Here is a 21582-nt window from a genome sequence, read left to right on the forward strand (position 1 = left end):
GAACATGCTTTATGCTGATAAAATTTTTTAACGTTAATTTATTTTTTGCTTAGGGCGATATCTTTCACCATAAATAATACGGGTTTACCTAGAATATTGACTTCGGCATATTCGCCCTTAGTGCGCCCGAGGAGGCTTACACCGAGATCGGAGATCACCGAATAACGGCCCGCTCTGGGTTTGTGCCTTGGCGGATACACCAGCTCGATACGATACTCCTGCTGGTCCTGTTGATTAACCAGTAAAATTTCTCGCCCAACCGTCACTTTATCTTGGGTTTCTTCACTCTTAAGTTGATCCAGTTTTGCAATCACCGCAGCTAATGAAGTCGGACGCAATGAGGCATTAAAACTGTTTTGCAGATAATAGGTCTCAGTTTTCAACATAAAAGACTGAAATAGATTGCTAAAAAAAGAATAAAACATAACTACCCCAAAATATGAGCTAGATAACGGCTATGCTCCAAAATAAAAATGGAAGCGATAAAATTAAATATAGGAACTAGATGCCGAGTGCGAGTGGCACTCGGCTTACACTGGAAATTTAAGTGAAAGGCGTACAAAGTTGGCTAAATAATGAGGCTTATTTAGCGTAAAAGGCGATGACTCAAATGTGATAGATGAAAATGCATTGTTTAACATATTGCTACATCTCCATATCAAATTAAGGCTAAATTAATCATCCAATTGGGTTGATGATTAATGACTAATAAACTGTCCATACCATAGGCCAACTGAAAAAATAAAGCAACCCATGTTTTGACGCTAGGCTCTTTATTTCAGGAATGACATTTTCCTATTAGATAAAAATATTCGCTTAATAATAGGCGATATTTTTAGGCAATTATTAGCGCATAAATTGATTAACGTGGCTGAATGTTAAACCGTTAAGTCGTTAGCCCTGCACCTTGTAGGATGATTTTAAGGCACAGGGAAACCAGCAGTAAGCAACTGACACTGGTACACCAAATCAGCAGTAACCAGCCGAGTCGTTTGGGGAGCGATGAAGTTTGAGTCGTCATAGCAATCTCCTAAGAGTGTGTTGCTGGTAGCCGAGTCGATATCGGCTGCATGAAGCCGTTTTTAGTGATAACCCGCATCCTTGGTGACTTTGCCGCGAAACACGTAATAGCTCCAAAAGGTGTAGACCAAGATCAAGGGAATAATCATCAGTGCGCCGATAAGCATAAAGCCTAAGCTGCTCTCAGGTGCGGCCGCCTGCCATAGGCTGATCGTTGGCGGAATAATATGTGGCCAGATGCTGATTCCTAAGCCACTAAAGCCTAAGAAGATTAACGCGAGTGTTAGCAAGAAGGGGCGGTAGTCATCCTCAGTATTTAAGGCGCGGATAAGTGCCTTAGTGCAGAGCAATACCAGCAGAGGTACAGGCGCAAAATAGAATAAATTCGGCAGACTAAACCAGCGCAGGGCAATATTGGGTTGTACGAAGGGCGTCCATAAACTGACGATTCCTATGGTCATCAACAGGCAAATCGCGAGGACTTTAGCAAGCTGCTGCATGGTCGTCTTGAGTGTGCCTGTGCATTTCTTTACTAACCAAGTTGCACCAAGCAGCGCGTAGGCCAGCATCAGCCCAAAACCACAGAAGAGTGAGAAGGGCGATAACCAATCGAAGCTGCTACCGCTGAACCTTTGTCCATCTACCGAAATGCCCGAGATAAATGCGCCGAGCACCACACCTTGGGCAAAGGTGGCAATAATCGAGCCGAACATAAAGGCTTTGTCCCAAAAGGGTTTGGTCTCTGCGCTGGATTTAAACCTGAATTCAAAGGCAACGCCACGAAAAATCAACGCTAGCAGCATGATCAGCAAGGGAATGGTCAGGGCTTCGAGCACTATGGCGTAGGCGAGGGGAAAGGCGCCGAGAAGGCTCGCACCACCGAGTACTAGCCAAGTCTCGTTACCATCCCATACTGGCGCGACGGTGTTAACCATCACATCCCTATCGTCTTCATCGTGGATGAAGGGAAATAAGATGCCGATGCCCAGATCGAAGCCATCCATCACTATGTACATGAGTGTGGCAAAGATGATGATCCCAAACCAAATCAGGGGTAAGTCGAATTCCATGTTGTGCCTTTAAATGGGTTGATTAATCAATTGATATGCTAAACAGTCGGATTTGTTATCCATGGTGCTCAATCCCTTGCGCTATCGGCCCTTTACTGATGAGTCGCATCATGTAGCGATAACCCACGCCAAAAATGCCGAAGTAACAGATAACAAACATCATCAGGCTGAGGCTTAAATGGGTCACACTGTGGGACGAAACTGCATCTTGAGTGCGCATTAACCCTTGGATAACCCAAGGTTGGCGGCCAAGTTCAGTGGTAAACCAACCCGCGAGGGTCGCGATTAATCCCGCGGGACCTAACAAGAGTACCAAGCGCAGGAACAGGCGATTACTGTATAGCGTCTGCTTGCGTCTAAGGTAGAGGCTCCAGACGCCCGCCAAAATCATCAGCACGCCTAAGCCCACCATCACCCTAAAACTCCAAAACACTAAGGGCACATTGGGCCAATCCTCGGCAGGAAACTCAGTGAGTGCTGGCACTTGCTTGGTTATATCGTGTTTTAAAATCAGACTGGCTAATCCTGGAATTTCCAAACTGAAATGATTGGTTTGCTTATCCATATCGGGCATGGCGAATAGGATGAGCGGCGTGGGCTCATCCCCTTCATTACGCCAGTGGCCTTCCATCGCCGCGATTTTTACCGGTTGATACTCAAGTGTATTTAGCCCGTGAAAGTCACCAATCACTGCTTGCAGCGGTGCAACAATCAATGCCATCCACATGGCCATGGAAAGCATTTTACGAATCGCGGGAGTATCGTTTCCTTTGAGTAAATGCCATGCGGCGGAGGCGCCAACAAAGAAGGCTGAGGAGATAAAGGCGGCAATCGTCATATGGGTTAAACGGTAGGGAAATGAAGGATTAAACACGATTTGCCACCAGTCGATGGGGACGACTCGGTTGTTAATGATTTCAAACCCCTGAGGTGTGTGCATCCAGCTATTGGAGGCGAGGATCCAAAAGGTTGAAATCACAGTGCCCGTGGCCACCATACAAGTGGCAAAAAAGTGCAGCTTTTTGCCAACCTTATTTTGCCCAAACAGCATCACCCCAAGAAATCCCGCCTCGAGGAAAAATGCTGTCAGCACTTCATAGGTGAGCAGAGGGCCAGTTACGCTGCCCGCAAAGGCCGAAAAGCCACTCCAGTGGGTGCCAAATTGGTAGGCCATCACTATGCCTGAGACTACGCCCATGCCGAAGTTAATGGCAAAAATTTTGACCCAGAATTGATAAAGCTGCTGATAAATCTGATTGTTTGTCTTCAACCAGAGTCCTTCTAACACCGCTAAATAGGTGGCTAACCCAATAGTGATTGCGGGAAAGATAATGTGAAAAGAAACGGTAAAAGCGAATTGGATCCTCGCGAGTACGGTGGCATCAAAATCAAACATAGTGTCCTCAGGAGTGCAGCAAAGGGATGTGTAAATGCAAGTCGCTCAGCGCCTCGGATTCGCGCCGCTGATGGCTTGTGTACTATTAGACCATGGGGTAATCTGGCTATAACAGATACAGAATTGACTGAGTTAGCTATAACAGATGTCTAAGTACCAACAGTTAGCGCAAGATCTCAAAAACCGAATTACTCAAGGTGTCTGGCAGGCGGGGGATAAATTGCCCTCATTGCGGCAAACTGTGGCGGATTCGGGGCTGAGTTTAATGACAGTGTTGAACGCCTATCAGTTGCTCGAAAGCCAAGGCGTGATATTGGCGCAGGCAAAATCCGGCTACATAGTGGCGCCTCAGCCCGAAGCCTTTCGTTACCCAGAGACTCAACGGCAGATCTATTTCTCCGATAAGGTCGATATTAACGAGTTTGTGTTTAACGTATTGCAGGCATCGAAACAGGCGGGGATTGTGCCCTTTGGCTCGGCATTTCCCGATCCCAGTTTATTTCCACAGCAAGCCTTGGCGCGCTCGTTAGTCAAGGTCACACGGCAGATGTCACCGTCGTTTGCGGCCGATAATCTTCCCCCCGGTAATACTGGGTTACGCAAGGCGATTTCCCAACGTTATGCCAAGTTAGGTATGAGTGTGGCGCCCGATGAAATTTTAATTACCTCGGGGGCGATGGAGGCGCTGAACTTGAGCTTAGCGGCCTTGGCTCAGGCGGGGGATTGGGTCGTGATTGAATCGCCAACTTTTTATGGCGCGATGCAAGCCATTGAGCGCCTCAAACTGAGGGCAATTGCGGTCGCGACGGATCCCCGCGAAGGGATTGATCTTAAGGCTTTAGCTGAAGTGCTGAAGACCTATCCCGTCAAAGCCTGTTGGTTGATGAGTCTGCATCAGAATCCCTTAGGTTGTAGTTTATCGGAACAGAAAAAACAGGCTATTTATCAACTGCTTTGTGAGCATAACGTCAGTCTGATTGAAGATGATGTATATCAAGAGCTTTATGTCGGGTCGAGTGCGCCTAGGCCGATTAAAGCCTTAGACACTCAAGGCTGCGTACTGCATTGTGGTTCCTTTTCGAAATCTTTGATTGCGGGATATCGAGTCGGTTGGGTCGCTGCGGGGCGCCATGCCCCGCAATTGCAACGCTTGCAATTAATGTCGACCCTCTCAACCAGTGCGCCTATGCAACTGGCCATCGCTGATTTTATTCAGTCGCCCCAATATGAGCGTCATTTAAAGCGCTTACGTCACACCTTAGCGGATCGCAAATTTGCCATGTATCAGTTGCTGCGGGCTCACTTGCCGGAGTCTGTAAGTGTGAACTTTGAACCGGGCGGTTATTTCCTCTGGTTGGCGTTGCCTGCTCATATGGATGCGACGCAGATATACCATAGTGCACTTGAGCGAGGGATCAGTATCGCGCCGGGCAATCTCTTTAGTAATCAAGCAGAGTTTCGCCATTTTATGCGCATTAATGCCTCCTACGATTGTTCAGCCGAGATAGTGCGCGCGGTAAAAGCGCTCGCACAGCTCCTTTATCACCACCCTAATTGAGACATCAAAGTGTGAGCTGTTGTGGTAAATTCGATGGCGATTTAAAAATCTTTAGACTTCTAGATGTCCATCTGCTAGCTTGGATGCAGCGCACAAATCTTGTGCGATTGGAGCATCGATTTGCATAACGCTGCCCTTCGATTTGCCTTAGGGAGTGGCGATGTTTTGAGAACAGTTTAGGGAACTGTTTTGGGAATTGTTCGGGGAATTTATTGGGGAAGGACACAAAGATGAAACTTGAATCACTGGCGTTACACCATGGATATGAATCAGAAGCGACCACTAAAGCCGCTGCGGTACCTATTTATCAAACCACTTCCTACACCTTCGATGATACCCAACATGGTGCTGATTTATTTGACTTAAAAGTCGCAGGCAATATCTATACGCGGATTATGAACCCGACGACCAGCGTGCTCGAGCAGCGGCTTGCAGCTATTGAAGGCGGCATAGGCGCACTCGCAGTCGCCTCGGGAATGGCGGCCATTACCTATGCGATTCAAGCGCTTACCCAAGTGGGGGACAATATTGTCAGTACCAGTCAGCTCTATGGCGGCACTTATAATTTATTTGCCCATACGCTGCCGCGCCAAGGAGTCGAAGTGCGGATGGCTGCCTTCGATGACTTTGAACAGCTCGATGCCTTAATCGATGCCAAGACCAAGGCGCTATTCTGTGAGTCCATCGGTAACCCCGCAGGCAATATTGTCGATCTTAAGCGTTTAGCCGAAATAGCCCATAAACACGGCGTGCCTTTAATTGTCGATAACACTGTCGCTACCCCTGTTTTATGTCGTCCATTTGAGCATGGCGCCGATATCGTTATCCATTCCTTGACCAAATACATTGGTGGCCATGGCACGACGATTGGCGGTGTGATTATTGACTCGGGCAAGTTTGATTGGGTGGCGAACAAGGAACGCTTTGCCCTACTTAATCAAGCCGATCCTTCCTACCATGGTGTGGTTTATACCGAAGCCTTTGGTGCTGCGGCCTTTATTGGACGTTGCCGCGTGGTGCCGCTGCGTAATACTGGGGCGGCGCTCTCGCCCCATAGCGCATTTTTGCTGCTACAAGGGCTGGAAACCTTGAGCCTACGTATGGAGCGTCACTGCTCGAATGCCTTGGCATTAGCCGAATACTTGATACTGCATCCTTCGGTCAGTTGGGTGAATTATGGTGCCTTGCCGAGTAGTCCTTACCGTGAAAATTGCCAAAAAATCACTGGTGGTAAAGCCTCTGGGATTATCAGCTTTGGTATTAAAGCGGCCACTCCAGAGGAGGGTAAAATCGCTGGTGGCAAGTTTATCGATGCGCTGCAGATGATTTTGCGCTTAGTGAACATTGGTGATGCCAAATCGCTTGCCTGCCATCCCGCCAGCACCACTCACAGACAGTTGGATGCGAACGAACTTGCTAGGGCCGGGGTGTCTGAGGACTTAATTCGAATCTCCGTTGGCATTGAGCATATCGACGATATTATTGCCGATGTGGCGCAGGCGCTGGAAAAAGCCTTGGCTTAACGTATTAGGAATGAAAAGGCCGCTAATGTTAGCGGCCTTTAACTTTGCATAACTGGCGACTTATTGGTTTGCTTCTTGTAAGCTATTACGCGCCTTTTGATAGAAATACGATACGGTCAGTAAGATCACCCCAATCAACATAAAGGCGATAACCTTCTGCACTAGCTCGAAGGATGCCATATCCAGCAATAATACTTTGAGAGTGGCTAAGGTAAAGAGTCCAGCCGCGAGGCGGATCATATCCCCATGCTGGGGTTTTAGGCTGATAAACATCAACACGCTGCCATGGACGACTAGCAAAATTGCACTGAGCGGCGCAGCAATCATATTATCGAACGCATAACTCCAGGTGAGATAACTCAGCACGAGCAACCCGTGCCAGCCCCACTTGAGCCATTGCAGCGGTAAGAAACGCTGATGCAAACGAATAGCGACGCCGCGGCGTAAGATAAGTAGTGCGAGCAGTGCTAATGCCATCAATTCACAAAGGAATAGTAAGGCGTTGTTCAAGTCCAATCTTAACGATATCTCAAAGTGCAGCATTATCGGCAGCAGCGCTAGCCCCAAACAGAGCCCGTAGGCCAAGCTGTAGCTTGAGCGCACCGCGGCTTGGGTTTCGATGGCTAAGTGCGCCATTAATCCCGTTTGCACGGCGCCATGTTTGGTGCGTCTTTGGAGTAAGAGGGCAAAGTAGCCGCTCAATGCTAATGCTGTCATCGACCATGCCACTACATCAACGCGATTAAATCCATAGACCAATACGGCCAGCACCAGCGCGAAATAATAAGGGCTAAGTTGCCATTGCAGGGTAAGCAGTGATGCCCAAGGCTTGGCAAGCTTGCGATAACGCAGCAGTACAAAGCCCATGACTAGGGCGCCGATCAGCAGCGCGATAAGCCCTTGCCAAACTTCAAATAGGCACAAGCTGGCGGTGGTGAGTATCGCCAGCCAAGTCAAAATCTTGGCTTCAATCTCAAGGGCTTTATGCTTGATAACATAGGCAAGGGCGAGGCTGAACAAACTGCTAAGCCAGAGTGCAACCGCGGTAAACTCCCAATAACTGCGCATGACCTTAGGCAATAAGATCAGCGGTAGCAGCAGATAACAGCCTAGTTGTATCTGCTTGGCGGCTTGGGCGAATAGCGAGCTAGGGTAATGCTTACGATACCAATAGTGGGCCAGCAGCAGGGCGGCGAACAATTCAATGCGTGCCAGCTTAGCAATCAGTGGCTGCACACTAAAACTCAGGCTGCCACTGAGCGTTATGCCTTCGACCACGGTAAATAAGAGTGGCAGCAGCAACAGCCAAGCGGCAAACTCGCTGACCATCAACTTGTCTTTACCACTGAAATACAACAGCAACAGACTCACGAGCGGGATGATAGCGAGGTAATAATCGTTGCTGACAAGGTAAGCCGCCAGCAAAAGGGTCGCCACATAAAAGCCGCTGAGTAATTCTTTGAATAAATAACTCAGTTGCCGCTCGAGCCGCGACAGTGACAACTCATCATTGCCAATTTGGCGGATAACAAAGAGCAGGGCCGCCGCGCTTAAGATTAACGCGAACAGCGGGAACCCAAGCGCCGCCACTGGCGTTTGCTCGCCAAGTCCGAGCAGAGAAAAACCTGTCAGCACCGCATATAAATTGAGAGCCAGTCCTGTCAGCAATAACACGTAGGCTTCGGCACGTACCGAAATCAGTTTCTCCTTAAGGCCAATCCACAGCAGGAGCAATGCTTCGAGGATAAGCACTAATCCAAGGAAATCATGGCTTAATAGATAAAGAGCGGCAAAGGCGGCAAAACTGCCGCCAAAGATTAATAAGAGACTGCTCTGGGACGGCTTGAGTCGAGACTTGAGCTTAACGTATAAGCCCGCACAGATGAGTGCGTTGGCGATAAAAATCTCCCCGGCGAATGGTGTAAATTGGGTGATTTCGAAGAGAGCAAAGGCCAGCAGAGCAATCGGCAGAACCAAGGCTCTGTGGCTGAGTGAGGTCCTGGAGGGATTGACGATTAAACCAAATAGACCATAGAGATAAAACAGTGCGTTAATGCTCACTAGGGCGAGCACCGCTGCGCCGCCCCATTGAGTGAGCGGTAAATCGACAAAATAGCTGAAGGCTTCGATGCAGGCGATATGCAGGAAGGCGGTGATATCCAGCAGTAATGGCCAGTGTAATTTACGGCTTTGGGCGAGGGCGCCCGCACCTATCAGTAGCAGATAGGGAATATACAGTAGCGGCGCATAGCTTTGGGATAACAACATCATAGGTGCCATCGAGCCGCCGACTAAGGCTATCACGGCAATGACCTTGGCATCGAGCCGCATCGAGAGGCCATAGCCCGCTAAGGTAATCAATAGCAGCAGGATAAAGCTGGCACTATTGGGGATAATCTCAAAGTAGGGGCCAATAAAATAGGCGCAGAGATAGTTTAGGATAAGGCCTAATCCGACAATCCCAGAGCCAAAGTCGGCCATGCCCGCCCTTTTTTGGCGGATAAAAATCCCGCCCGCAATAATCGCATTGGCGCAGCCAAAACCCAGCAGGGCTTTGCCGAGTTCGGAAAACCAATGGTTGATGGAATATTGTAGTAGGTAGCCAAAACCTAGGGTCAGGGTGATGATGCCCGCGACCGTCATTAAAAACACTGGGCCTAAGCCCTTGGCTTGATAATGTTGATAGAAACCTTTGACCTGTTCTGTGATGGCCGCAAATGGCGCCATAATGGCGGCAAGGCCTTGGGATAATAAGGTCTCCAATTGGCTTGCGGCCTGCACACCCACTTCAAGTCCGGCTTGCTGAGAAAAGGCCTTATCTTGCTGCAAATCATCCTGCTGCAAATCCACCGGTGAATCTACGGCTGCTGAGGGGGATTTCGCATGGCGCTGCCAAGGATCGTCTTGCCAAGGATTTGCCTCGGGCGCTTGTGGTTGGATATGGGGAGCCATTTCTTCAGATTGCAGCGGGGCGATCTCATCCCTTGGATCAATCGTCGTGCCGTATGGCGCTGTGATATCGTCCGTGCTGGTGGATGCGGTCGTGAGTGGGCCATTGCCTTGCTGCTCATGCTGAAGACTGATGCTATCGAGCTTGGCTGAAAATTCTGCCAGTTGGCGGCTGAGTGAAGATTGCTGCGACAGGTGCTGCAGTTTTAACTGCGCCAATTCTGCCTTGAGTTGGTCAACGTCGTCCTTTAACGGCATCTCAATATCCTAAATATGCTTTCCATATCCATGGGGCATAAAAGTCTAAGTGACTCACTTCTATGCTTTTACTGTGAAAGATTGTACTGACAACTAGGCATAACGGCTAGTAAAAAGCCGTTACTCAGTATGTGCGAATGCGAACGTGGAGTAGATGAGGCAAAGATAGCACAATGATTTCGCCCTATCTTTGCCGTATAAAAGTGGTTATTTTTGCGACTGCAGGATGACAAATTTGCCGTTGGAGGCGACTGTGGTGCAGTTTTTAAATAAACGCTGCAATTTCACGTGGTAAGCCAAGTGGCGATTCCCCACTATATGTAAAATGCCACCATTTTTGAGTCGGCGCCGCGCATCTAAAAACATCTGCCAAGCAATGTGATCTGTAATCGCCTCGCCCTGATGGAAGGGCGGATTGCAGAGCACTAAATCGGGTTCGACTCCATCGGGCAAATGGGTCATGCAATCATCCCAATGGAAATGGCCTTTATCTGCGGGGAGTTGATTACTGGCCCAATTGGCTTTGGCTGAGGCCACCGCCATTTCGGAATCATCAATAAAATGGATATCGGCATTAGGGTATAACTGGGCCGCACGCAGACCGAGCACGCCATTGCCACAACCTAGGTCGACAACCGTTTTAAAATCGCCCTGAGGGAGATTATCCAACATAATGCGCGCGCCGATATCGAGTTTATTGGCGGCAAACACATTGCTTAAATTACTGATGTGGAGGTTAAATTCAGGAATATCCCAGGTGACTTCCTTCGGTAAGGCGCGTGGCTTGCCGTCGCTAATACAGGTGATGACGCGGGTTTTCTTCCACGCGAGGCTGGCGCTCGCTGGCCCTAAGTGTTTGGCGAATACTTCCAATAAGCTGGCGTTGATAGACTTGGCTTTTGCGCCAACCAACACTATGCAGCCAGCGGGCAACACTTGGGACAAGCGCATCAGCTGGTGGGCAAAGTAAGTGAGGTTTTTGGGCAGCTTCATCAATACGAGGGCGAGATCACCAGGCAAGGTATCGCGACTGGTAAACCAGGTTAGGTTATCCATAGGTAACTGATTGCGATGATGATTTTGCTCTGCACCTAAAAAACTGGTTCTGGCATCGGTTTCGACATTCAGTGGCCAATCGGAGTTGAGCCGCGATAGGGCGCAGCTTAAGGCGCCAAAGCTGTCGTTGATAATGGCCGTTGGCACCGCGGTCTGTCCGCCCTCGACTAGGGTGTTAATCAAATGCTCGTCTGCCGCATCCCAAGCTTGGAGATTGGATTCCTGCGAAGCGGGGTAGCGAAAGAGTTCAAGCTCAATCCCTGCCACTGAAAATTGTGTCGTCATCTTTGTGCTAAGCCAATAAAAACGGTGCGAATAAAAACGCTGCCATTAAAACAGCGCCAATTAAATAAGGCGCAGATTATCGCAGATTTCCCCTTATCGTGCGATGCTTGCCTGAGGTTGTGTATCCGCTCATGCATTTATGGGGGATTGGATGGGGCAATCACAGTCGTCAGTGGTATAAGGTGCTGTATGAAACAAGTCTATTTAGGACTCGAACCAGAGGTCAATCTTGAGGCTGATAGTGGGATCTCTTGTACCCATCATCAAGATGCGGCACAAGTCGAGCCGCCTATCACCTTAGTTAGGGATTATTTGAATGTGGCGCAGCAGAATGCCCTACTCAAGGAGGCCGAATCTTATCCTCTGAGTCGCCCACAAATTCAAGTGTTTGGCGAATATCATGCCATTCCAAGGCAACAGGTTTGGTATGGCGATGTGGGGTGTGACTATTTGTATTCGGGGCTATTTATTCGTGCTCTGCCTTGGCCTAAGTATTTGCTAAAGTTGCGTGACAAGTTGCAGCGGGATTTTGCGCTAGGTAGCAATGGCGTGCTAGTGAATCGTTATGCCAATGGACAAGATTGCATGGGCGCCCACAGCGATGATGAGCCCGAGATTGCGAGCGGCAGTGATATTGCCTCTATCAGCCTTGGCGCCTCGCGGGATTTTGTGATTAAACATAAACACAGCAAGGTGAAATACACGATTAGCTTACACAGTGGTGACTTACTGATTATGCACTGGCCAATGCAGCAAGATTGGTTACACAGCGTGCCTAAGCGCTTAAAGGTTAAGGAACCCCGCTGGAACTACACCTTTAGGCAATTGATTGTTAATTATCATGGCTGATTGAAAGCTAAATCATTTCATACTGTTACTAAATTTGCAGAGTTTTACGCCACAAAGCCGGTGCTGAGATTTGATCTTTTGTACTTGAAGCAGTACTCTGCGGCCACTGGATTTTCCCATGTTGAGATTTGAATATGTCCAATAACCATGCGCAGGGCACTGTGGCACAGACCATTGATCAGAAGCTGACCGCGAGCTTCTCGCCAACTCATTTAGAAGTCCTTAATGAAAGCCATCGTCACCATGTTCCGCCAAATTCAGAGACTCACTTTAAAGTGGTTGTTGTCAGTGATGAGTTTGATGGGCTTCGTTTGCTTGCCCGCCATCGTTTAGTAAACAACTGTTTAGCTGATGAATTAGCTAATGGTGTGCATGCGCTGTCTATTCATACTTTCACTCAAAGTGAATGGGCCGCAGATGTTGAAGTGCCTAAAACCCCTAATTGCCGCGGTTAGCCCAAATTAAGCCTTTATTTAAAAGCCACTTCCAGAAGTGGCTTTTTGTTTTATGTCAATTTGAAGACATTCTACGGTTTCCCTGCTGAAAATTCTGTGTTAACAATATGTTTTCATACAGAGTTAAGCGCTCATCGTTCAATAAAAAAGAGTGCTATTTATCAGAGTGTTAATTGTTTTTTGCATGTGGGGAGTGCGTAATGCGTTATTTTTTGGGGCTATTTGCTGCGGTAGTGTTTTTGGGGCTTAGCGGATGCAATCCTTCATCCAAGAACGTTGAGCCAACTTCTGCTGCCCCCGACTATAACGCAATGCCAGTCCAAGAGGTGATTGAATGGCGATTGGCCACTTCATGGCCGAAGAACTTTCCCGGTTTAGGCATGGCACCAGAGCGCTTTGCGAAGCTGGTGAACGAGATGTCCCACGGCCGTTTGCAAATTAAAGTTTATGGTGCGGGTGAACTAATGCCTGCTTTTGCCGTATTTGACGGTGTTAGCCAAGGTAAAATTCAAATGGCACACGCCGCCTCCTATTATTGGAAGGGGAAAGCACCCGCGTCACAGTTTTTTTCTTCGATTCCCTTTGGAATGACTGCCCAAGAGATGAATGGTTGGCTCCATTATGGTAGCGGCATGGCGCTGTGGGAGGAAGTCTATCGTCCCTTTGGCATTATCCCATTAGCGGGTGGCAATACGGGAATGCAAATGGGTGGCTGGTTTAATAAACCCATCAACACCATTGCCGACTTTAAAGGCTTAAAGATCCGTATGCCAGGTTTAGGTGGTGAAGTGCTCAAGCGTGTCGGTGCCGTCCCCGTTAATATGGCGGGAAGGGAGCTTTATGGCGCCTTGCAAACAGGTTCGATTGATGCCGCTGAGTGGGTCGGGCCAGTGAACGATCTCGCGTTTGGTTTACATAAAGTCGCTAAATATTACTATTATCCCGGTTGGCATGAGCCAGGCTCCAATATGGAGTTTTTGATCAACAAAGCGGCTTTTGAGAGTCTACCTGAAGACTTGCAAGCCATAGTCAAAACGGCTGCTCGCGCCATCAATCAAGATATGTTGGATGAATACACTACACGTAATGTTTCAGCCCTTGAAACCTTAGTTAAGGATGAGGGGGTTGAACTTAAAGCTTTTCCGCCCGAAGTGCTTACTGAACTTGAACGTATCTCGCTGCAAGTGATAGAAGAGCAGGCGGAGCAGGATCCTATGATGCGTAAAGTGTATCGTGCTTACCATGCCTATGAGCAGGGTGTTCGCGAATATCATAAAATTTCTGAAGATGCCTACAGTCAACAGAGGCAACATTAATGCGGCTTATTTGAACAGAATGTTCATATTAGCGTCTGATTGATATGAGATGATTTCATCTTACATTAACTTGTTATCGACCTAATCCATTTGATGTTATGCTTTCGGCCATGAACCGATAGCGGTTGTATCGCCCTAAGAATTTGGAGATCCCTATGCCACTACTAGATAGTTTTACTGTTGACCACACACGGATGAATGCACCTGCTGTTCGTGTTGCCAAACATATGAGTACCCCAAAAGGCGATGCGATTACCGTATTCGATCTGCGTTTCTGTACTCCAAATAAAGATATTCTCAGCGAGCGCGGTATTCATACTTTAGAGCATTTGTTTGCAGGCTTTATGCGTGATCATCTAAACGGCAGCGATGTTGAAATTATTGATATTTCGCCAATGGGATGCCGCACTGGTTTCTATATGAGCCTAATTGGTCAACCAACCGAGCGCCAAGTGGCTGATGCATGGCTTGCGTCGATGGAAGATGTGTTAAAAGTGGTTGAGCAATCTGAAATTCCAGAGCTTAACGAGTATCAATGCGGCACGTATCAGATGCACTCTTTAGAGCAAGCACAGGTTATCGCCCGTAACATTATCGCCGCAGGTGTGAGTGTTAACCGCAACGATGATTTAAAACTCAGCGATGAGATCTTAGGTAAACTTTAAACTTTGATGGGGGCACCGCAACATGCGATGTCTTGATTCGAGGCTTTAGCGTCAAGAAAGCGACATTTGTCGCTTTTTTTTTCAAATAAATTCAGCTATTTTACAAAATAACAACAAAAACGCCGTACGCTAACAAACACTTTTGGGAGCTTGGTATGTCCAGTCGCTATTTTGTGATATCGATGACCGCGCTTGCGGTTTCCTGTGTTTACACCAATCCACTCAATGCAAATCCTCTTTATTCTCAGACGCTGGATCTTATTGAGCTCAATAACCAGTATCACTCCAGTGATGATGGGATGCAGTTAAGCTACTTAAATAGCTTAACCTTGCAGCGGGGTGATCACAGTGGCAATACCGCGAATATCAGTATGCGTTCCGCCAGCCAAGGTGTGGCAGTGATGCAAGATCGGGTGTATTTCTCACCCGCACCTTATTCTGCGCCGCAGTTACAGTTACTACCCAACCTTTTACTACAGCAGAATGTCACTAGCACTCCACTGGCGGATATGACGGTAGGCGGGCAGGGCGCTTTCGGTGTGGTGAAGTATCAAAGCCTTGATATCGAAGACCGACCTCAATCAGGCCGTTTTACGGTTGAAGGTTCGACGGAGTCTGATGTCAATGCAGGTATGAATTGGGGACTTAAACAGAAAGAATATGGTGTCTTACTAGCCGCAAATTATGCAAAAGAACAAGGTGATGCGAATTTTTTAAATGGCAGTGATGCCGACAGAAACAAAACCGACATTCTATTTAAGGTCAATGCCTCAAGCTTGCTTGGGGCGCGCAGTCCACAGCAAACCGAATTTACCTATCAATTTATCGATGACGATAGCTATCGCTCGCAGCTTGGCGTCACCGCGGCGGACTGGCAGCAGGAACCCTTACTCTTATACTCCGCAACGGCGAAGGATAAGCATAAAGGGCGGCAGCACAAGTATCAGTTGTCACACCAAGTAGATTTAAGTGGCAGTAAAGTGTTCAGCGACTTTTACTATCAGTCCTATTCACAACAGCTGAATCAGCTTGGCTTGTTTAATGGGCAAGAGATTGACGCAGCAACGCTTTCAAGCATCTCGGCTTTTGATCGAAATCCCATTGCAAATGGCGCCGATTTAAATCTACTCGTCCAAGATAACGATTACAGCGCTTTTGGTGCCCAGACCCAAGCTATAAACCAATACGGCGAACATCAAATTACCTACAGCGCTCGTTATCATACCGATAAAGCCGAAATGCGCTTTGGTGAGCAAACGGCGTTATGGCAAGCAGATAGAAGTATTGTCTCAGATGAATCAAGTGCCGTATTAGCATATACAGATGATGCCACTGCATTGACGTCTGCAATTGACTCTTTATGGCGCTTGCTGGGGATGCAAATCAAGTTAGGGCTCACTTACGAGCATGTGAGTGTTAATCGTGAAGTGAACCAGGCTGTTGCGGGACTCGATGAAGCGGATTTCTCCGATAGTGATTGGATGCCGCAATTTGGCGTGCTCTATGATGCGGGCGATTGGCGTTTTAGTACTGATATCCGTCGAGCTTGGACTGCGGCGAGTGCGGGAAATTCTACCCAAGAGGCTCAGGTGTCGCTCCACTATCAAGTGAGCGCCCAATATGCGCGTGAGGGGATAAAAGCCGATTTACGGGCGTATGTGCAAGAGTTTGATAACATGCATGTGGATTGTGATAGCTACTCGATGTGCGCCGATGCACGTTTGTTTACTCAAGAGAATATTCCCGATGTGCTTACCTATGGCGTAGAACTGGGCCTTGGCTATCGCTGGAATTTTGGGGAGATTGAATTACCCTTAATGCTAAATTATCAATATCTTAGTGCCGAGTACCAGACTAGCACTTGCACCGAGATTCAAGGCTGCGTCCTAGAAGGAGATAGATTAGCTTGGTTACCCGAACATCAATTGCAATTGAGTGCGGGGATTGACTATGGTGAATATCAATTAAATCTAGAGGCTAACTATCAATCTGAACGGAATTTCAGCCAATTTGGCAGCGAACTACAACAGGTTTCGGACCAATGGCGGGTTGATTTAGCGGCAAACTATGATTTTGATAAACACCATAGGCTGTATTTTAGGGTCGAAAACCTGCTGGATGAGTCCCTGGTTGCAGCAGCATCTAATAGCGGAATTCGGACTGAAAATGGACGGATCAGCTATTTAGGCTATCAATGGCGTTTCTAAACTGAATTAAATCTTGTTTAAAGATTATTCAAGAAGAAAGCGAAAGGATTGATATACTCGTCCGTACAAAGAGGTATCGACCTTTCGCTAAATTAATTCTTTAAAAATTAATGTTATAGTATTTGACGACCGTAATATTTTCTCTTTCTGCGCCCTCACTCGGTCGGAAGGTGAACGCTGTAGTGCATCATTCTTTTAAATCCTCATTTGAGGTTTGAAATCACCTATAATTTTCGTGGCGATGCCTCGGTAATTGGGGTAAAATGCGCGCGACCAGCGTGATTGCGATCGCATTTCTGTGATAAATCTGCGCTAGCTCAATGCAGTAGGTTTTGTTTAAAACCTCAGTATTTAGCAGGAACGCGGCGCATTGTCTTTCCTTCAAAACGTAGTGCTTGTGGATATGATTACAATTAAGAAAGGATTGGAACTGCCTATAGCAGGCGGACCAGAGCAAGTTATCCATAATGGCCCAGCCATTAAACATGTAGCTACTTTGGGTGAAGAGTATATTGGCTTACGTCCAACGATGAAGATCAAAGTGGGCGATAAAGTACAAAAAGGTCAGGTGATTTTCGAAGATAAGAAAAATCCTGGCGTAAAATATACGGCTTTAGCCAGTGGTACTATATTAGACATTAACCGGGGCGCCCAGCGTGTGCTGCAGTCTGTTGTTATTCAAGTAGAAGGGAACGAAAGCGTTGCCTTTGCTAAGTATGACGCCACTGCTCTCGATACGCTTGACTCGCAACTGGTCCGTGACAACCTGATTGAGTCAGGCTTATGGACTGCATTGCGTACACGTCCTTTCAGCAAAGTGCCTGCCGTAGACTCTTCTGCCGCTGGTATTTTTGTAACCGCGATTGATACACAACCCCATGCTGCCGATCCTGTTGTAGTGATCCGCGAGCATAAAGAAGATTTTGCTAATGGTCTTAAGGTCTTAGCAAGACTTACTGAAGGTAAAGTTTACCTTTGTAAAGCGCCTGGTGCCGATATTCCTGCCGCTAATGCCCAAGTTGAAGAATTTGCAGGTGTTCACCCAGCGGGTCTAGTTGGTACTCATATCCATTTCCTACTTCCAGCTTCTGCAAAACGTACTGTTTGGCATGTCGGTTACCAAGATGTAATAGCCATTGGTCAGCTATTTACTACTGGTCAACTAAATACCGAACGTGTGGTTGCGATTGCCGGTCCTAAAGCGGCTAAGCCACGTTTGGTTCGCACTGTTTTAGGTGCAAGCATGACTGAACTGACCGCGGGCGAAACCTTAGACGGTAACGTACGTGTTGTTTCAGGTTCTGTGCTCAATGGCCGTACTGCGGTAGGTCCTCAAGGATATTTAGGTCGTTACCACGCCCAGGTCAGTCTGTTAGAAGAAGGCACTGAAAAAGAATTCTTTGGTTGGGTGTTACCAGGCTCAAACAAATACTCTATTACCCGTGCATTCCTAGGCCACTTAAGCACTTCTCGTCTGTTCAATATGACAACGAGTACAGGTGGTTCAGACCGCGCTATGGTGCCAATTGGCAACTACGAGCGTGTAATGCCATTGGATATTCTTCCTACTATGTTGCTGCGTGACCTGATCTCAGGTGACTTTGATGGTGCTGCCGCATTGGGCGCGTTAGAGTTGGATGAAGAAGATCTCGCACTGTGTACGTTCGTATGTCCAGGCAAATATGACTACGGTTCATATCTGCGTGACTGTTTAGATACGATCGAGAGGGAAGGCTAATGAGCTTGAAAGATTTTTTCGAACGTATTGAACCCGACTTTGAAAAAGGCGGTAAATACGAAAAGTTTTATGCCCTCTTCGAAGCGGCATACACCATTTTTTATACGCCAGGTAAAGTGAACAAGGGCAAAACCCACGTTCGCGACAATATCGACCTGAAACGTATGATGATCACGGTTTGGGCCTGTGCCTTCCCTGCGATGTTCGTCGGTATGTACAACGTCGGTCTGCAAGCACAACTTGCGTTAATCGCGGGTTTTGCAACGCCTGACGTATGGCAAGTGAGCCTATTTGGCATGTTCGGTACCGAACTGACCGCCAACTCTGGCTGGCCTGCACTGATGTGGTACGGCGCCTGTTTCTTCCTACCTATCTACGCGGTGACCTTCGCCGTCGGTGGTATCTGGGAAGTGCTGTTTGCTGCTATCCGTGGCCACGAAGTTAACGAAGGTTTCTTCGTTACCTCTATCCTGTTCGCGTTAACCCTGCCTGCAACTATCCCATTGTGGATGGTGGCCTTAGGTATCACCTTCGGTGTGGTTGTGGCTAAAGAAGTGTTCGGTGGTACGGGTCGTAACTTCTTAAACCCAGCCCTAGCTGGTCGTGCCTTCCTGTTCTTTGCTTACCCACTGAACATGTCTGGTGACACTACTTGGGTGGTGGCTGACGGTTACTCTGGTGCAACGGCGCTGAGCCAAGCGGCTGCGGGCACCTTAGATTATGCCTTCAACCAAAACTGGTGGGATGCGTTCTTCGGTTTCATTCCAGGCTCTGTGGGTGAAGTATCGACTCTGGCGATTCTGTTAGGTGGTCTGGTTATCATCTATACCCGTATCGCTTCATGGCGCATCGTTGGCGGCGTGATGGTCGGTATGATTGCTATCTCTACACTATTAAATGTGATCGGTAGCGACACTAACCCAATGTTTGCAATGCCTTGGTACTGGCACTTAGTGTTAGGTGGTTTTGCATTTGGCATGATGTTTATGGCGACTGACCCAGTGTCTGCGTCATTCACTAACCAAGCTAAATGGGCATACGGTATCTTGATTGGTGCAATGGCTGTGTTTATCCGCGTGATTAACCCTGCATTCCCAGAAGGCATGATGTTAGCGATTCTGTTTGCTAACTTGTTCGCGCCATTGTTCGACCACTTCGTGGTTCAGGCAAATATCAAGCGGAGGATTGCTCGTGGCTAGTAATAAAGATTCGTTCGGCAGAACGTTATTTATCGTCGTTGGCTTATGTCTAATTTGTGCGATATTCGTGTCGACTGCGGCAGTATTACTGCGCCCAACTCAAGCAGAAAACAAGCTGCTTGATAAGCAAAAGTACATCCTCGAAGCTGCGGGTCTGATTGACACTAAAGCGGGCAAAGTAACCAAAGCTCAAATTTTGGATACTTACAGCAAGCACATCGAAGCTAAGTTAGTTAACTTAAAAACCGGTGATTGGGTTGAAGGTGTTGATGCCAATACATTCGATCAACGTAAAGCGTCTCGCGATGTAAAGACCTCATTTGTACCTGAAAACGACATCGCTTCGGTTAAGCGTGTTGCTGAAGATGCAGTGGTTTATTTAGTGCGTGACGAGCAAGGTAAGTTAACCAGCGTAATTCTGCCAGTTCATGGTTATGGCCTGTGGTCAACTATGTATGCTTTCCTCGCGTTAGATGCTGATCTGAACACGATTCAAAGCTTAGTGTACTACGAGCAAGGCGAAACCCCTGGTCTTGGTGGTGAAGTTCAAAACGCTCAGTGGAAAGCCAAATGGCACGGTAAGAAGTTATTTGATGAGCAAGGTAATATTGCTATCAGCGTAACTAAAAACCCAGCTGTTGCTAGCACTGAATACGGTGTGGATGCATTATCCGGCGCGACTCTGACCAGTAACGGTGTTCAACACTCTCTGACATTCTGGTTAGGTAAAGAAGGTTTTGCGAGTTTCATTGAAAAAGCACGCAATGGAGGTCTCAGCTAATGTCTGACGCTAAAGAACTGAAACAGGTTCTGACTGGACCTATCGTCAACAACAACCCGATTGCATTACAAGTCCTTGGTGTATGTAGTGCGTTAGCGGTAACGAGCAAGCTCGAAACTGCACTGGTAATGGCGTTGGCATTAACTGCGGTAACAGCGTTTTCTAACCTGTTTATCTCAATGATCCGTAACCATATTCCTAGCAGCGTACGTATTATCGTACAGATGACCATTATTGCCTCTCTGGTAATTGTGGTTGACCAATTGCTGCAGGCTTATGCTTATCAGATTTCTAAGCAGTTATCGGTATTCGTGGGCCTTATCATTACGAACTGTATCGTAATGGGTCGCGCTGAAGCCTATGCGATGAAAACACCGCCAATGATGAGCTTTATGGATGGTATCGGTAACGGTTTAGGTTACGGTGCGATTCTGTTAGCCGTTGGCTTCGTGCGTGAACTGTTTGGTAACGGTTCTCTGTTCGGTGTTCAAATCCTGCACAAGATCTCTGAAGGTGGCTGGTATCAACCAAACGGTCTGTTATTACTGCCGCCGAGTGCGTTCTTCCTGATCGGTATGCTGATTTGGATTATTCGTACCTATAAGCCAGAGCAAGTTGAAGCAAAAGGGTAATTTGAGATGGAACATTATATTAGCCTGTTAATTCGCTCTGTTTTCATTGAAAACATGGCACTGGCCTTCTTCTTAGGTATGTGTACTTTCTTAGCGGTATCGAAGAAAGTGACTACCGCGATGGGCCTAGGGATTGCGGTAGTTGTAGTGTTAACTATCTCTGTTCCTGCTAACCAAGTTATTTACCAAGGGCTGTTAGCACCTGGCGCACTGGCTTGGGCTGGTGCACCTGAAGCTGACCTAAGCTTCTTGAAATTCATTACCTTTATCGGTGTGATTGCGGCTTTAGTTCAAATTCTGGAAATGGCACTGGATAAGTACTTTCCTCCTTTGTACAACGCGTTAGGTATCTTCTTACCTCTGATCACTGTGAACTGTGCGATTTTCGGTGCGGTATCATTCATGGTTGAGCGTGACTACAAGCTGGGCGAAAGTGTGGTGTTTGGTTTCGGCTCTGGAGTAGGTTGGGCATTAGCTATCGTATTGATGGCCGGTATCCGTGAGAAGCTGAAGTACGCCGATGTGCCGAATGGCCTGCGTGGTTTAGGTATTACCTTTATTACCGCTGGTTTAATGGCCTTAGGTTTCATGTCGTTTTCTGGTGTGTCTCTGTAAGAGACACCAA

General features: G+C 47.5%; 18 protein-coding genes. 12 read left to right on the plus strand and 6 right to left on the minus strand.

The window, feature by feature from the left end; genetic code table 11:
- Positions 1–38: 38 nt before the first annotated feature.
- The 4 genes from EYR25_RS03645 to EYR25_RS03660 all read right to left on the minus strand — a co-directional run bounded on the left by EYR25_RS03645 (position 39) and on the right by EYR25_RS03660 (position 3486).
- Complete coding sequence (locus EYR25_RS03645) at positions 39–425, minus strand: GreA/GreB family elongation factor (RefSeq protein WP_023268370.1); 387 nt, start codon at positions 423–425, stop codon at positions 39–41.
- A 461-nt stretch (positions 426–886) separates the two neighbouring features.
- Complete coding sequence (locus tag EYR25_RS03650) at positions 887–1021, minus strand: DUF2474 family protein (protein ID WP_084294915.1); 135 nt, start codon at positions 1019–1021, stop codon at positions 887–889.
- Between the two features lie 61 nt (positions 1022–1082).
- A complete protein-coding gene (gene cydB / locus EYR25_RS03655) occupies positions 1083–2090 on the minus strand; it encodes a cytochrome d ubiquinol oxidase subunit II (RefSeq protein WP_133178583.1) in 1008 nt (335 codons plus the stop codon).
- 55 nt (positions 2091–2145) lie between these two features.
- Positions 2146–3486, minus strand: a complete 1341-nt coding sequence (locus tag EYR25_RS03660) for a cytochrome ubiquinol oxidase subunit I (RefSeq protein WP_133178584.1) — start codon at positions 3484–3486, stop codon at positions 2146–2148.
- A 145-nt stretch (positions 3487–3631) separates the two neighbouring features.
- On the opposite strand from EYR25_RS03660, the gene EYR25_RS03665 reads away from it, so the two are divergent.
- A complete protein-coding gene (locus tag EYR25_RS03665; RefSeq protein WP_133178585.1) occupies positions 3632–5044 on the plus strand; it encodes an aminotransferase-like domain-containing protein in 1413 nt (470 codons plus the stop codon).
- Positions 5045–5274: 230 nt separating this feature from the next.
- The gene (locus EYR25_RS03670; RefSeq protein ID WP_133178586.1) at positions 5275–6567 is read left to right on the plus strand and encodes an O-acetylhomoserine aminocarboxypropyltransferase/cysteine synthase family protein; all 1293 of its coding nucleotides are present in this window, start codon (positions 5275–5277) and stop codon (positions 6565–6567) included.
- A gap of 60 nt (positions 6568–6627) precedes the next feature.
- Here the strand turns inward: EYR25_RS03670 and EYR25_RS03675 are convergent, their stop codons facing one another.
- Together EYR25_RS03675 and EYR25_RS03680 are read right to left on the minus strand one after the other, a co-directional pair.
- On the minus strand, positions 6628–9774 hold the full coding sequence (locus EYR25_RS03675) for a DUF2339 domain-containing protein (RefSeq protein WP_133178587.1): 3147 nt from the start codon (positions 9772–9774) through the stop codon (positions 6628–6630).
- Positions 9775–9981: 207 nt separating this feature from the next.
- Positions 9982–11115 (minus strand): methyltransferase, encoded by a 1134-nt coding sequence (locus EYR25_RS03680; RefSeq protein WP_133178588.1) that lies wholly within the window; start codon positions 11113–11115, stop codon positions 9982–9984.
- A gap of 189 nt (positions 11116–11304) precedes the next feature.
- Here EYR25_RS03680 and EYR25_RS03685 point away from each other — a divergent pair, with 189 nt between their 5' ends.
- The 10 genes from EYR25_RS03685 (at position 11305) to nqrE (ending at position 21572) form a co-directional block, all read left to right on the plus strand.
- Positions 11305–11964 (plus strand): alpha-ketoglutarate-dependent dioxygenase AlkB family protein, encoded by a 660-nt coding sequence (locus EYR25_RS03685; RefSeq protein ID WP_133178589.1) that lies wholly within the window; start codon positions 11305–11307, stop codon positions 11962–11964.
- A 134-nt stretch (positions 11965–12098) separates the two neighbouring features.
- Positions 12099–12419, plus strand: coding sequence for a BolA family protein (locus EYR25_RS03690; RefSeq protein ID WP_023268362.1), 321 nt, complete (start codon positions 12099–12101; stop codon positions 12417–12419).
- Between the two features lie 200 nt (positions 12420–12619).
- Positions 12620–13735, plus strand: a complete 1116-nt coding sequence (locus EYR25_RS03695) for a TRAP transporter substrate-binding protein (protein WP_133178590.1) — start codon at positions 12620–12622, stop codon at positions 13733–13735.
- 155 nt (positions 13736–13890) lie between these two features.
- Positions 13891–14400, plus strand: coding sequence for an S-ribosylhomocysteine lyase (luxS, locus tag EYR25_RS03700; protein WP_133178591.1), 510 nt, complete (start codon positions 13891–13893; stop codon positions 14398–14400).
- A 155-nt stretch (positions 14401–14555) separates the two neighbouring features.
- A complete protein-coding gene (locus tag EYR25_RS03705) occupies positions 14556–16607 on the plus strand; it encodes a TonB-dependent receptor domain-containing protein (RefSeq protein WP_133178592.1) in 2052 nt (683 codons plus the stop codon).
- Between the two features lie 403 nt (positions 16608–17010).
- Positions 17011–18345 carry a Na(+)-translocating NADH-quinone reductase subunit A gene (locus EYR25_RS03710; RefSeq protein ID WP_133182726.1) on the plus strand — a complete coding sequence of 445 codons (1335 nt, stop codon included), beginning with the start codon at positions 17011–17013 and terminating at the stop codon, positions 18343–18345.
- Positions 18345–19544, plus strand: coding sequence for an NADH:ubiquinone reductase (Na(+)-transporting) subunit B (locus tag EYR25_RS03715; RefSeq protein WP_023268357.1), 1200 nt, complete (start codon positions 18345–18347; stop codon positions 19542–19544). The genes EYR25_RS03710 and EYR25_RS03715 overlap by 1 nt, the downstream gene beginning before the upstream one ends.
- Positions 19537–20325 (plus strand): Na(+)-translocating NADH-quinone reductase subunit C, encoded by a 789-nt coding sequence (locus tag EYR25_RS03720; RefSeq protein WP_011621732.1) that lies wholly within the window; start codon positions 19537–19539, stop codon positions 20323–20325. Before EYR25_RS03715 ends, EYR25_RS03720 begins: the two co-directional genes overlap by 8 nt.
- Complete coding sequence (locus EYR25_RS03725; RefSeq protein ID WP_023268355.1) at positions 20325–20957, plus strand: NADH:ubiquinone reductase (Na(+)-transporting) subunit D; 633 nt, start codon at positions 20325–20327, stop codon at positions 20955–20957. The genes EYR25_RS03720 and EYR25_RS03725 overlap by 1 nt, the downstream gene beginning before the upstream one ends.
- A gap of 6 nt (positions 20958–20963) precedes the next feature.
- Positions 20964–21572: an NADH:ubiquinone reductase (Na(+)-transporting) subunit E gene (gene nqrE, locus EYR25_RS03730; RefSeq protein ID WP_006080469.1), complete on the plus strand. Its 609-nt coding sequence runs from the start codon at positions 20964–20966 to the stop codon at positions 21570–21572.
- Positions 21573–21582 lie beyond the last annotated feature (10 nt).

Origin of the sequence: Shewanella decolorationis (genome assembly GCF_004354305.1) — a bacterium.
In the GTDB taxonomy this organism is placed as follows: Bacteria; Pseudomonadota; Gammaproteobacteria; order Enterobacterales; family Shewanellaceae; genus Shewanella; species Shewanella decolorationis.

Coding starts and splice junctions, on each gene's coding strand:
- EYR25_RS03645 (WP_023268370.1), bottom strand. CDS start 425: ATGTTTTATTCTTTTTTTAGCAATCTATTTCAGTCTTTTATGTTGAAA.
- nqrE (WP_006080469.1), top strand. CDS start 20,964: ATGGAACATTATATTAGCCTGTTAATTCGCTCTGTTTTCATTGAAAAC.
- EYR25_RS03725 (WP_023268355.1), top strand. CDS start 20,325: ATGTCTGACGCTAAAGAACTGAAACAGGTTCTGACTGGACCTATCGTC.
- EYR25_RS03665 (WP_133178585.1), top strand. CDS start 3,632: ATGTCTAAGTACCAACAGTTAGCGCAAGATCTCAAAAACCGAATTACT.
- EYR25_RS03715 (WP_023268357.1), top strand. CDS start 18,345: ATGAGCTTGAAAGATTTTTTCGAACGTATTGAACCCGACTTTGAAAAA.
- EYR25_RS03690 (WP_023268362.1), top strand. CDS start 12,099: ATGTCCAATAACCATGCGCAGGGCACTGTGGCACAGACCATTGATCAG.
- cydB (WP_133178583.1), bottom strand. CDS start 2,090: ATGGAATTCGACTTACCCCTGATTTGGTTTGGGATCATCATCTTTGCC.
- EYR25_RS03710 (WP_133182726.1), top strand. CDS start 17,011: ATGATTACAATTAAGAAAGGATTGGAACTGCCTATAGCAGGCGGACCA.
- EYR25_RS03705 (WP_133178592.1), top strand. CDS start 14,556: ATGTCCAGTCGCTATTTTGTGATATCGATGACCGCGCTTGCGGTTTCC.
- luxS (WP_133178591.1), top strand. CDS start 13,891: ATGCCACTACTAGATAGTTTTACTGTTGACCACACACGGATGAATGCA.
- EYR25_RS03675 (WP_133178587.1), bottom strand. CDS start 9,774: ATGCCGTTAAAGGACGACGTTGACCAACTCAAGGCAGAATTGGCGCAG.
- EYR25_RS03685 (WP_133178589.1), top strand. CDS start 11,305: ATGAAACAAGTCTATTTAGGACTCGAACCAGAGGTCAATCTTGAGGCT.
- EYR25_RS03695 (WP_133178590.1), top strand. CDS start 12,620: ATGCGTTATTTTTTGGGGCTATTTGCTGCGGTAGTGTTTTTGGGGCTT.
- EYR25_RS03650 (WP_084294915.1), bottom strand. CDS start 1,021: ATGACGACTCAAACTTCATCGCTCCCCAAACGACTCGGCTGGTTACTG.
- EYR25_RS03680 (WP_133178588.1), bottom strand. CDS start 11,115: ATGACGACACAATTTTCAGTGGCAGGGATTGAGCTTGAACTCTTTCGC.
- EYR25_RS03660 (WP_133178584.1), bottom strand. CDS start 3,486: ATGTTTGATTTTGATGCCACCGTACTCGCGAGGATCCAATTCGCTTTT.
- EYR25_RS03670 (WP_133178586.1), top strand. CDS start 5,275: ATGAAACTTGAATCACTGGCGTTACACCATGGATATGAATCAGAAGCG.